The 10140-nt window shown below is 69.7% G+C and carries 13 protein-coding genes; 4 read left to right on the top strand and 9 right to left on the bottom strand.

Annotated elements, in window-relative coordinates; all coding sequences use genetic code 11:
* Positions 1-133: 133 nt before the first annotated feature.
* The 6 genes from MCHUDSM44219_RS03880 to MCHUDSM44219_RS03905 all read right to left on the bottom strand — a co-directional run bounded on the left by MCHUDSM44219_RS03880 (position 134) and on the right by MCHUDSM44219_RS03905 (position 5259).
* A complete protein-coding gene (locus MCHUDSM44219_RS03880) occupies positions 134-1876 on the bottom strand; it encodes a sodium/solute symporter (protein ID WP_048416910.1) in 1743 nt (580 codons plus the stop codon).
* The gene (locus tag MCHUDSM44219_RS03885) at positions 1873-2241 is read right to left on the bottom strand and encodes a membrane protein (RefSeq protein ID WP_048416911.1); all 369 of its coding nucleotides are present in this window, start codon (positions 2239-2241) and stop codon (positions 1873-1875) included. The genes MCHUDSM44219_RS03880 and MCHUDSM44219_RS03885 overlap by 4 nt, the downstream gene beginning before the upstream one ends.
* Positions 2234-3022, bottom strand: a complete 789-nt coding sequence (locus MCHUDSM44219_RS03890) for a LytR/AlgR family response regulator transcription factor (protein WP_048416912.1) — start codon at positions 3020-3022, stop codon at positions 2234-2236. Before MCHUDSM44219_RS03890 ends, MCHUDSM44219_RS03885 begins: the two co-directional genes overlap by 8 nt.
* Entirely contained in the window at positions 3019-4236 is a 1218-nt protein-coding gene (locus MCHUDSM44219_RS03895; RefSeq protein ID WP_048416913.1) for a sensor histidine kinase, read from the bottom strand. The genes MCHUDSM44219_RS03890 and MCHUDSM44219_RS03895 overlap by 4 nt, the downstream gene beginning before the upstream one ends.
* Positions 4237-4331: 95 nt before the next feature.
* Positions 4332-4763 (bottom strand): hypothetical protein, encoded by a 432-nt coding sequence (locus MCHUDSM44219_RS03900; protein WP_048416914.1) that lies wholly within the window; start codon positions 4761-4763, stop codon positions 4332-4334.
* Entirely contained in the window at positions 4753-5259 is a 507-nt protein-coding gene (locus MCHUDSM44219_RS03905) for a pyridoxamine 5'-phosphate oxidase family protein (protein ID WP_048416915.1), read from the bottom strand. Before MCHUDSM44219_RS03905 ends, MCHUDSM44219_RS03900 begins: the two co-directional genes overlap by 11 nt.
* A 99-nt stretch (positions 5260-5358) precedes the next feature.
* Between MCHUDSM44219_RS03905 and MCHUDSM44219_RS03910 the strand changes: the two genes are divergently transcribed.
* The 3 genes from MCHUDSM44219_RS03910 to MCHUDSM44219_RS03920 all read left to right on the top strand — a co-directional run bounded on the left by MCHUDSM44219_RS03910 (position 5359) and on the right by MCHUDSM44219_RS03920 (position 8237).
* The gene (locus MCHUDSM44219_RS03910; protein WP_048416916.1) at positions 5359-6411 is read left to right on the top strand and encodes a class I SAM-dependent methyltransferase; all 1053 of its coding nucleotides are present in this window, start codon (positions 5359-5361) and stop codon (positions 6409-6411) included.
* Between the two features lie 112 nt (positions 6412-6523).
* On the top strand, positions 6524-7615 hold the full coding sequence (locus MCHUDSM44219_RS03915; RefSeq protein ID WP_048416917.1) for a hypothetical protein: 1092 nt from the start codon (positions 6524-6526) through the stop codon (positions 7613-7615).
* Positions 7616-7655: 40 nt separating this feature from the next.
* Entirely contained in the window at positions 7656-8237 is a 582-nt protein-coding gene (locus MCHUDSM44219_RS03920) for an HhH-GPD-type base excision DNA repair protein (RefSeq protein ID WP_048416918.1), read from the top strand.
* Here the strand turns inward: MCHUDSM44219_RS03920 and MCHUDSM44219_RS03925 are convergent.
* Positions 8227-8616 (bottom strand): recombinase family protein, encoded by a 390-nt coding sequence (locus MCHUDSM44219_RS03925; RefSeq protein WP_048416919.1) that lies wholly within the window; start codon positions 8614-8616, stop codon positions 8227-8229. The genes MCHUDSM44219_RS03920 and MCHUDSM44219_RS03925 overlap by 11 nt on opposite strands.
* A gap of 12 nt (positions 8617-8628) precedes the next feature.
* Positions 8629-9309 (bottom strand): nitroreductase family protein, encoded by a 681-nt coding sequence (locus MCHUDSM44219_RS03930; protein ID WP_048416920.1) that lies wholly within the window; start codon positions 9307-9309, stop codon positions 8629-8631.
* 18 nt (positions 9310-9327) lie between these two features.
* On the opposite strand from MCHUDSM44219_RS03930, the gene MCHUDSM44219_RS28720 reads away from it, so the two are divergent.
* Complete coding sequence (locus MCHUDSM44219_RS28720) at positions 9328-9474, top strand: DUF1059 domain-containing protein (protein WP_063840660.1); 147 nt, start codon at positions 9328-9330, stop codon at positions 9472-9474.
* An 84-nt stretch (positions 9475-9558) separates the two neighbouring features.
* Here MCHUDSM44219_RS28720 and MCHUDSM44219_RS03935 read toward each other — a convergent pair.
* Positions 9559-10140: Rv1157c family protein (locus MCHUDSM44219_RS03935; protein ID WP_048416933.1), on the bottom strand; the 582-nt coding region annotated here is incomplete at its 5' end.

Below are 10140 nucleotides of genomic sequence, written 5' to 3' on the forward strand. Positions count from 1 at the left end.
GACGGTAGTTGAGATGCAGGTCACAAAAACAGGCCCAATCGGGCACAGACGACGAGGTCGGGCGCCCGTGCGGTGAGCGGTCGGTCGACGGCGACGAGCGGCTAGCCCCGCCGTCTGTTCTTCGCGCGAGCGGCTAGCCCTTCGGCACGCGTTCGACGACCATCCCCAGGTTCTCCGGGAGATGCATCCGCGCGAACGTCTGCGCCACATCGGTGGGCACCGTCGCCCGGGTGAGGCGGCTGACCACGATCATGGTCGCGAACGCGAGCGGCACACTGACCGCCGCCGGGTACCCGATCAGCACGGCGGGCCACCCCCCGGCCAGGTCGTCGTCGACACCGCCGGCCACCGCGACCGTCACCGCCACCCCCGACAGCAGTCCGCCGATCGCGAGCCCGCATGCGGCGCCGGTCGCGGTGAGACCGCGCCACCAGATGCCGAGCACCAGCAGCGGGCACAGCGTCGACGCCGCGACGGCGAACGCCAGCCCCACGCTGCGCGAGAGCTCCAGCCCTCCGGACGCCGCCAGTGCCAACGGGATCGGGATGACGCCGCCGATCACCGCGGCGACCCGGAAGTCGCGCACCCGGCCCGCCAGCACGTCGGTGGCCAGCGCGCCGGCGAAGCTGACCAGCAGACCCGACGACGTCGCGAGGAACGCCGCGATCGCCCCCGCGGCCACCAGCGCGGCGAGCAGCTGCCCGGCCGGCCCGCCGATGGCCGACCCCGGCGCCAGCAGCACGGCCGCGTCGGCGGCGCCGGTGATGAGCAACTGCGGAACGTACAGCCGCGAGAACACGCCGAGCAGCGTGGGGAACAGATAGAACAGCGACAGCAGCGCGATCACCGCCAGCGCCGTGCGCCGCGCGGCCCGGCCGTCGGGGTTGGTGTAGAACCGCACCAGCACGTGGGGCAGACCCATCGTGCCCAGGAACGTCGCGACCATGATCGACACCACCTGATACAGCGGATGGTCCCCGCCCAGGCCGCCGCCCGAGGCGATCCAGTCCGCGCCGGTGCTCGGGGCGCCGGCCACCACCGGCGTGGCCGCGCCGGACGCCAGCGTCAGCGTGCTTCCCGCGCTCAGCGTGTGGGCGCCCGGGGCGCCGATGGGGTCGTCGTCGACCGACCGCCCGTCCAGGGTGCCGGTGACCGTGATGCCCGCGGGTGCGGCGACCTGGACGACGACGTCGGTGTCGATCGCGACGGTGGTGGTCTGCGGCACGGTGGGCGGCAGCGGGCCGCCGAGTTCGCCGCCGCGATCGGAGAAGAACAACCCCGCGAGCGCGAGCGCGGGGATGGCGACCGCGGTCAGCTTGAGCCAGTACTGGAAGGCCTGCACGAACGTGATCGAGCGCATGCCGCCGGCGACCACGTTGGTCAGCACGATCGCGCCGACGGCCAGCGGCCCGAGCCACACCGGGGTACCGAGCAGGGTCTTGAGCGTCAGGCCGGCACCCTGGTACTGCGGTACCAGATAGAAGATGCAGATCACGACGACGACGAGCATCGCGATCTTGCGCAGCCGCGCCGAGCCGAGCCGGAACTCCGCGAAGTCGGGAACGGTGTAGGCGCCCGAGCGGCGCAGCGGTGCCGCGACGAACAGCAGCAGCCCGAGATAGCCTGCGGTGAAGCCGACCGGGTACCACAGCGCGTCGGCGCCGTACTTGGCGATCAGCCCTGCCACCCCGAGAAACGAAGCGGCCGAGAGGTATTCGCCGGAGATGGCCGCCGCGTTCCACTGCGATCCGACGGTGCGGGACGCGACGAGGAAGTCGGAGGTGGTGCGGGAGAAGCGCACCCCGTAGGCGCCGATCGCGATCGTGGCCAGGGCCGCGGCCAGCAGCGCGGCGGCGGTCAGCGGTGAGCCGGTCACGGTTCGGAGTCGACCACGCCGACGAAGTCGCGCTCACCCTGCTCGGCGAGGCGCACATACGCCCAGCCGATGCCGTACAGCAGCGGATACACCAGCCCGGCCAGCACCAGCCAGTTCAGCCGCAGGCCGAACACGGTCACCGCACCCAGTGCGGGGAACAGCGCGTTGAGCACCGGGATGGCCCCGACGAGACACACCACCACCGCGCCGAGGCGCAGCGCCAGCCCCAGCTGTGCCCGCACCAGCCCGCGCACCAGGGCGTCACCCACCTGCGTCTGTTCCTGCACCTCGACGCGGGTGCGCACCATGCGGGCACCCCGGCGGTGCGCCAGCACCACCCGTTGCCGTTGCGGCCGTTCACTCATCGGCGCCTCCGGCGGGTCGCAGGCTGCGCATCGGCGTCCGCACCACGCGGTCGCGCAGCTCCCGGGCCTGACGCCGGCTGACCGGCAGCTCGATTCCCGGGGAGGCCCCGTTGGCCCGCAGCCGGACGAGCACCGCGCCGTCGACGGTGCGCAGCCCGGTCACGAAACGCAGCGCGACCAGATAGGAGCGATGCACGCGCTGGAAACCGTGGTCGCGCCAACGGTTTTCCAGCGTGCTGAGCGGGATCCGGACCAGATGGGCGCCGGACGCGGAGTGCAGCCGCGCGTAGTCGCCCTCGGCCTCCACCCAGCCGATGCTCGCACGGGGCACCAGGTGCGTGATCCCGCCGAGTTCGGCCGGGATGACGTCGGAGTCCGCGTCGTCCCGCTCGGGTGCCGGTTCCTCGGCGGGCTGGGCCGAGGTGACGCGGCGCACCGCCTCGTCGAGACGGTCCTCACGGATCGGCTTGAGCAGGTAGTCCACGGCGCCGACGTCGAACGCGGCGACGGCCTTGTCGTCGTGGGCGGTGACGAACACGATCGCCGGCCGCTGCGCGTAATGGGCGAGCACACCTGCCAGTTCGATCCCCGACAGGCCCGGCATGTTGATGTCGAGGAAGACCGCGTCGATGCGGCGGTGGTTGAGTTCGCGCAGCGCCGAGGTGGCGTCGCCGGCGCGGAACACCTCGCCGATACAGGGGTGCCGGCCGAGCAGGTACGCCAGCTCGTCGAGGGCGGGCACCTCGTCGTCGACGGCCAGCACGGTGAGCGGCTTGGTCATTGGTTGCCCACTCCGAACGCCCCTCCGTCGGCCCGCACACCGGACCGGAACTTCGGCACCCGCATGACCACCTTGGTGCCCGCGCCGATCGCTGTCTCGACCACCAGACCGTAATCGTTGCCGAAGGCCGCCCGCAGGCGATGGTCGACATTGGTCAATCCGACGTGGGCCGAGGCGCTGTCGGCGCCGTCGGACAGCGCGTCGCCCGGACCGGAGCGCAGCGCGTCGGGATCCATCCCGACGCCGTCGTCCTCGACCGTGATCACGCAATCGGAGCCCTCGTCCCGGGCGACGAGTTCGATCGAGCCGCTGCCGCGCCCGGCGAAGCCGTGCCGAACGGCGTTCTCCACCAACGGTTGTAGCGCCAGAAACGGAACTACGACGGTGAGCACCTCGGGAGCCACCTGCAGCGTCACCGTCAACGCGGTGCCGAACCGGGCACGCTCCAGCGTGAGGTAGCGGTCGATGTTGCGCAGTTCCTCGGCCAGGGTGGTGTACGGGCCGGCCGCGCGGAACGAGTAGCGGGTGAAGTCGGCGAACTCGAGGATGAGTTCCCGCGCGCGGTCGGGGTCGGTGCGCACGAACGAGGCGATGGTGTTCAGCGCGTTGTAGATGAAGTGCGGACTGATCTGGGCGCGCAGCGCGAGCACCTCGGCCCGATCCAGCCGCGCGCGCGACGCGTCGAGTTCGGCGAGTTCGACCTGGCTCGCCGCGTACCGCGCCACCTCGCCGACCGCGCCCAGCATGCCGGGACCCGGGGAGTACGTCGTCACCACGACGAGCACGCCCAGCCGGTCGCCGGCGTCGGTCAGCAGCGGCTGGGCGACCACGGCCGTCGTCGCGGCGTGCGTCATCACCCGACGCTCTCCCGACAGCGACTCCTGCGCGGCACCGTCGCAGGCGGCGATCACGTCGGCATTCCAGACAGTGTCGTCGTCGGGATCGCGGGCGAGCAGGCGCCCGTCGCCGTCGAACAGCGCGAGTCCGTCGGTTCCGGTCAGGCCGCGCAGGAACGGCGCCGCCGTGCCGGCCGAGGACGTCGTCAGACCCTGTCGCAGGGCCCGGGCGGCCAGCGACGCGGTGTGCAACGCGGCGTGCACGGCCCGCTCCGTCGGGGTGGCCACCACCCGTCGGGTGCGCACCGCCAGCACCACCGCGGCGACCGCGACGACGATCAGCGCGGCGGTCAGGGCGATCGCGAGCTGGCCCGACATCGATTCATGCTCCTCGCGTGCTGGTGGGCCCACCTTAGACCGGCGGCGTGACGATATCGCCGGTGATCCGGCGAATCATGTCGGACCAGGCCGGCTTACTTCTGCGTTGCGCGCCGCCGAATCTCCTTGACGGCAGCCCAATTCACCCTTGGCCGCGCAAGCCCGCGTTTGTCGAGGTATTTCCGACCGGAGGTGTGCGTGCTCCTCAGGAACGACACCATCTGCAATCTCGACGGCGGCGTGAACATCTCGCTCACGAAGACCCATCCACCGTCGCGCGCCCGCAGACGGCCCTTCACCTGCGTCGAGTCGAGGTGCCACAACTTGTCGTCGTGGAAGTGGCAGAGCAGGTTCGCCGGACTTTCCGCAGCATGCAACTCTTCAGGAAGTGTCACCGCCAGTTCTCCGGTGGTGGCGTCGTAATCGCGGGTCTCGACGCGCACGCTCACCGGATAGCCGTCTGTGTCGAAGGCGGTCAAGACCGCCTCCGGAAACCTGCTCAGCCGCTTGGCCGCCTCAGCCCACACGGCGCACCTCGTTCACATCGAGTTCCTCGGGCCGCTGGGTGAAGTCACGCGTCGGCCAGTACAGCGCCCGACGGGGTGTCACGTAGATCAGGATGCGCATGTAGTACGACCACCACAGCCGGCGACCCAGCGAGGTGCTCCACAACGCGCCGGCCGGCTGGCGTCGGAACAGTGTCTGGACCAGCGCCGCCAACTCCGGCACGGACGCGATGTCGCTGACGATGCGATCCTCGGCGGTGGCGTCGCCCTGGATCAGCACGGCTCCCGGCGTGGCGACACCGCTCCCGGTCGGCTCCGAGAACAACATGCCGACCTTCGGATTGCGCCGGATGTTGTAGGCCTTCTGAGGGAGCCCGATGCTGGTCGTGGTGAGGAGTCGGCCGTCGTCGAGCAATCGCGGAGTCACCGGCCAGGTCTGCGGCGAGCCATCGCGCGCCACGGTGGTGAACTCGCACGTGAAGTAGTTCTCGATGATGCCGATGGCAGGTGATGCCACAGGAAGAGACTACGTCGTCCGCGGTCTCCGGTCACCGAGTTCGCCCCGGACAGACGCCGATCGGTCTAGCGTTGAGTCGGGTGAACAGAGGAGCCGGCGATGACCTCCACCGAAGACAGACTCAACGCATTTCTCGGCAAGGCGATCGGGGATCTCGGGGCCTCGGTGAGCGCGGTTCTGATGTTGATCGGCGACGAGCTCGGCCTGTACACCGCGCTCGCCGGGCAGCGTCTGTCGGCAGAGGAGCTGGCCCAGAACACGGGGACGAATCCTCGGTACATCCGGGAGTGGCTCGCGAATCAGGCTGCGGGCGGCTATGTCGAATACGACGAAGCCGAGGACAGGTATCACTTGACTGCGGAGCAGGAACTCTGCCTGGCCGATCCAGCGGGTCCGGTCGATCTGGCGGGTGCCTACCAGATCGTCCAAGACCTGTTCTACGTCCGTGACCGTGCGGTGGAGAACTTCCGCAGCGGCAACGGAATGGAATGGGGCGAGCATCATCGGTGCCTGTTCTACGGCACCGAGCGATTCTTCAGGGCCGGCTACAACGCGAATCTGATCGCGTCGTGGTTACCCGCGCTGGACGGCGTCACCGACAAGCTGGCTGCGGGCGGCAAGGCGGCCGACGTCGGTTGTGGTCACGGTGCGAGCACAATCCTGATGGCGCAAGCATTTCCGAATTCGCAGTTCATCGGCATCGACTATCACGGCGCGTCGATCGACACCGCGCGTGAACGCGCGGCACAGGCAGGAGTCGACAACGCGAGCTTCGAACTCGCCGATGCCACGTCCTACCGCAGCGCCGACTACGACCTCATCGCCTTCTTCGACTGCCTGCACGACATGGCCGACCCGTCCGGCGCGGCACGGCACGCCAGGCAGGCGCTCAAACCCGACGGACACTGCCTGCTCGTCGAACCGTTCGCCGGAGACAGCGTCGCGGACAACCTGAACCCGGTCGGCCGACTCTTCTATGGCGCGTCATCGCTGATCTGCGTTCCGGTGTCGCTGGCCCGCCAGGGACCGGCTCTGGGCGCCCAGGCGGGCGAACGACGATTGCGGACGGTGATGGTCGACGACGGCGGGTTCACCCGGTTCCGCAGGGCGACCCAGACACCGTTCAACCTGATCTTCGAGGCCCGGCCCTGACGGCCCGAAACTGGCGTAGCGTTCGCACTGAGCCGACTGCGCCATCGTAAAAGGGAGTGAGACGGGACGTCTCTCAGCTCTCAGGCACGCCAGTACCGGCAGGAGCACCCTCATGAGCGCGATCACCGCCCATCCCAACCCGATCGTCGTCGACAACACCATCTCCCCACCCGAAACCGCCGGCATGACCACGGTGACGTACAAGAAGGAACCGGAGGAGGAGCTGTGGGAGATGCAGCCCGGGGCCTCGTGGGCGAAGGTCAACGTCCACACCCTGACCGGGCTCGGTGACGAGGCCGACTACTCGGGGTCGTATGGGATCACGTTGAGCCCCGGCCAGATCTACACCGCCGGCCTGTTCTACCCCTTGCACTCACCCGTGTCGACCGATCCCCTGGGCACCAAGGTCGTCGTCATCGCGGTGTTCAAGAAGCCGACGGCCAGGCGACTCATCACCGACCACAGCGGCTCCGGCGGAGGCACCTGGCTGAGCCACGGGATCAAGACCACCCAGCCGACGACCCTTTTCCTCGCCGGCGCCAGCCGCACCCCGGCTGTTCCCGGCACGACCGGCATACCGCAACTCGTCGATCCCGACGCCGTCATCCCCGCGCCACTGGGTCCCGCTGTCAGTCATGACATCGAGCTCAAGCCGCTCGTGCCCGGTCATCACTACTTCCTCACCGCGATGGTCGTCGATGCAGGCGGCAACTGGGAGGTGCTCGACGTCGAGCAGGACACGTTGAAACGCAAGATGACCGTCCAGTTCCCGAAGATGGTCGTCTTCAACGACGGCGATTGGGCGACCACGGGGGAGGCGGAGTTCTGGTTCGACGTGTCGGCTGGGGACGACACCCGTCCGGCACAATCGCTGCAGTTGTTCACCCTTCCCGAACCGGACCTCGACGACTGGGGCGAGACAGGTCGGCCCTACGCGTTGGGCTACGCCTACATCGAGAACCAGGCGCTGACGGTCTCTGCGGAACGGACAAGCATCTGGGTGCACTCGTGGGCGCGGGAAGACGACGACCCCTGGGGCGACGACACCGCCGGCAGCGCCATCAACCGCGGAAAGCGGCTCAACCTGCCCGACGGCCCGGCCGAGAAGGTGGTCAGCAGCACCTTCACGATGGACGTCCCCGCCAGTTCCGGCGACCTGCACTATGCGGTCGACGTCACCTTCGCCGTCGACTACCTGCCCTGAGGGCTCTCTCGTGGCGGACGGGCCGCCCTAAACTGACGGCGTGGCGAAACTGCAGTTAGTTCAGGAACCGGGAGCCGACGCGCTGCTGGAGGCCAACCCGTTCGCGCTGCTGGTCGGCATGCTGCTCGATCAGCAGATCCCGATGGAGGTCGCGTTCGGCGGGCCGAAGAAGATCGCCGACCGCATCGGCGGTTTCGACGCCGCGACGATCGCCGACTACGACCCCGACGAGTTCGCCGCGCTGTGCTCGCAAACCCCTGCGATACACCGGTTTCCGGGGTCGATGGCCAAGCGGGTGCAGGCGCTGGCCCAGGTGATCGTCGACGAGTACGGCGGCGACGCGACCGCGTTGTGGTCCGACGGCGCGAGCGGCGCCGACGTGCTGCGCCGCCTCAAGGCCCTGCCCGGCTTCGGCGAGCAGAAGGCCAAGATCTTCCTGGCGCTGCTCGGCAAGCAGTACGGCGTGACGCCCACGGGGTGGCGTGCGGCGGCCGGCGACTACGGCAAGGCGGGCACGCACATGTCGGTGGCCGACGTGAAAGACGCCGGGTCGCTGCAGAAGGTGCGCTCGTACAAGAAGGAGATGAAAGCGGCCGCGAAGGCGACGAAGGCTAAGGGCTGATCTCGCTGTCGCTGACGGCGTCCAGGGCCGCCAGGTCGGTGAGCACCCCGGCCACCACCCGCCCCGTCGCGCTCGCCGTGTCGAGCCCGGTTCTCAAGCAGCGCAACGTGATTCCGCGTGTCGTCAGGTCGGCGACGGTCCGGGCGACCTCGGCCACCGAACGGCCCAGCTGTTCGAGGGCCACGACCACCACGACGTCACCGGACCGCGCGTAGCTGAGCAGCGCCAGCAGACCCGCCCGCATCTTGTCGGCCGAACCGGCCGTCCTGTCGGTGAAGATCCGCCGCGGGTCCACGCCCGCAGCGGCGAGCTCGGCCAGTTGCTCCTCCAGGTCCCCGCACGGCCGGCCGGCCGTCGCATAACCCAGCGTGACCGTCACCTCTCCAAGGTCTCACGGCGTGGGCGCGCACGGTGGAAAAGACGCGCCGTCGAACCGCTCCGACGTCACGAACTCCGCGACGGGCCTGCGGGTCAACCTGCGCACCTGATGCTGCGGCCTGCCCAGGGGGACCACCGCGGCGACGGCGTGGTCGGCCGGGATGCCGAGGAGGTGCTGGACCCGCGGCTCCTCGGCGACCGCCATCGTGGTGAGCACGCCGCCGAAGCCCTCGTTGCGGGCGGCCAGCAGCACGTTCCAGACAAAGGGGTACACCGATGCCCCGGCGATCAGCCCGATGCGGTCGAGGTCCTGGTCCATGGCGGCCACCACCCCCAGGTCGACGCACACCACCAGCACCACCGCGGCGGTGAGCAGCGGCCCGGTCATGTCCGCGGGCACCTCGGTGGCGGCAAGCTGCTCGGCGGACACCTGCATGGGGTGCAGCGGGTTCCACGGCGCCTCACCGTTGGCGGACTGGGCGAGGTAGCGGCGGGCGCCCGTCTCGCTGAGCGCCGCGAGCGCCGCGCGGGTGTCCAGGTCGCGTAGCACGATCACGCGCACGCCCTGACGGTTGCCGCCGGTCGGTGCGAACCGTGCGTGGTCGAGGATCCGGTGGAGCACGTCGTCGGGCAGCGGGTCGCCCGTGAAGCGCCGGACCGCACCCGTCGTGCGCATCACCTGGTAGGTGTCCATGTGTGCCATTGTGAAGTCATGAAGACTCACTTGAGCTGCCCGTGCGGCGAAGCGATTCAGGGCAAGGACGAGGACGACCTGGTCGAGAAGGCCCAGGCGCATCTGTCCGAGGTGCACCCCGGCCGCGAGTACGACCGCGACGCCATCCTGTTCATGGCCTACTGACCCGACCGCGGAATAGCATTCCTGTTTGCTGAAAGTCGCTGTTGACGACCAGGAATGCTATTCCGCGGCGGGATGCAGACCGGGTCAGGGGACGACCGTGGAGCCGATCGTCGGCATGAACTGGCACTGCTTCTCGGTCGTGGTGACCTGACCGAAGACCGTCGACATGATGCTGCCTGAGCCGGTGTCGGCGATGGCCGTCAATGTCGTCGGGCCGTTGGGGTTCATGTCCGGCCGCGGCTTGAGCGTCACGCTGCCCGACTTGCCGGTCGTCAGGTTCACCCAGGTGGCGTTCAGCGGCAGCTTCTGCTCTGCCGCGGGACCCGGGGTGCCGACCGCGGTGAACACGTACGCGGTCTGGCCGGGGCCGGGGCCCGGCAGCGGGATCGTGGCCGGGCCCGCCACCGAGATGGCGGTCGCGAGCACGTTGCCGCCGTCGGCGAGGCAGCCGTTGCTGATCGACGGATACAGGAAGTCCTGCGTCACGGGCGCATTCGGGCCGAACCCGGGCGGCCCGGGAGTCGTCGCGGCGACGGGCGTGGCCGCCGGGTCCGGTGCCGGTGCCGGTGCCGGCAGCGCGGCAGGGTCCGCGGCCGGCGGGGCCACCGGGTCGGGTCCGGGCGCGGGCGGCGGACCGGGCAGCGCCTGCGGCGTCACGACGTGCGC

It is taken from the genome of Mycolicibacterium chubuense, assembly GCF_001044255.1.
Lineage (GTDB): Bacteria > Actinomycetota > Actinomycetes > Mycobacteriales > Mycobacteriaceae > Mycobacterium > Mycobacterium chubuense.

Bases quoted from the DNA above. Each gene is read 5' to 3' on its own strand.
- MCHUDSM44219_RS03885 (WP_048416911.1), bottom strand. From the start codon at position 2,241: ATGAGTGAACGGCCGCAACGGCAACGGGTGGTGCTGGCGCACCGCCGG.
- MCHUDSM44219_RS03915 (WP_048416917.1), top strand. From the start codon at position 6,524: ATGAGCGCGATCACCGCCCATCCCAACCCGATCGTCGTCGACAACACC.
- MCHUDSM44219_RS03930 (WP_048416920.1), bottom strand. From the start codon at position 9,309: ATGGACACCTACCAGGTGATGCGCACGACGGGTGCGGTCCGGCGCTTC.
- MCHUDSM44219_RS28720 (WP_063840660.1), top strand. From the start codon at position 9,328: ATGAAGACTCACTTGAGCTGCCCGTGCGGCGAAGCGATTCAGGGCAAG.
- MCHUDSM44219_RS03890 (WP_048416912.1), bottom strand. From the start codon at position 3,022: ATGACCAAGCCGCTCACCGTGCTGGCCGTCGACGACGAGGTGCCCGCC.
- MCHUDSM44219_RS03895 (WP_048416913.1), bottom strand. From the start codon at position 4,236: ATGTCGGGCCAGCTCGCGATCGCCCTGACCGCCGCGCTGATCGTCGTC.
- MCHUDSM44219_RS03910 (WP_048416916.1), top strand. From the start codon at position 5,359: ATGACCTCCACCGAAGACAGACTCAACGCATTTCTCGGCAAGGCGATC.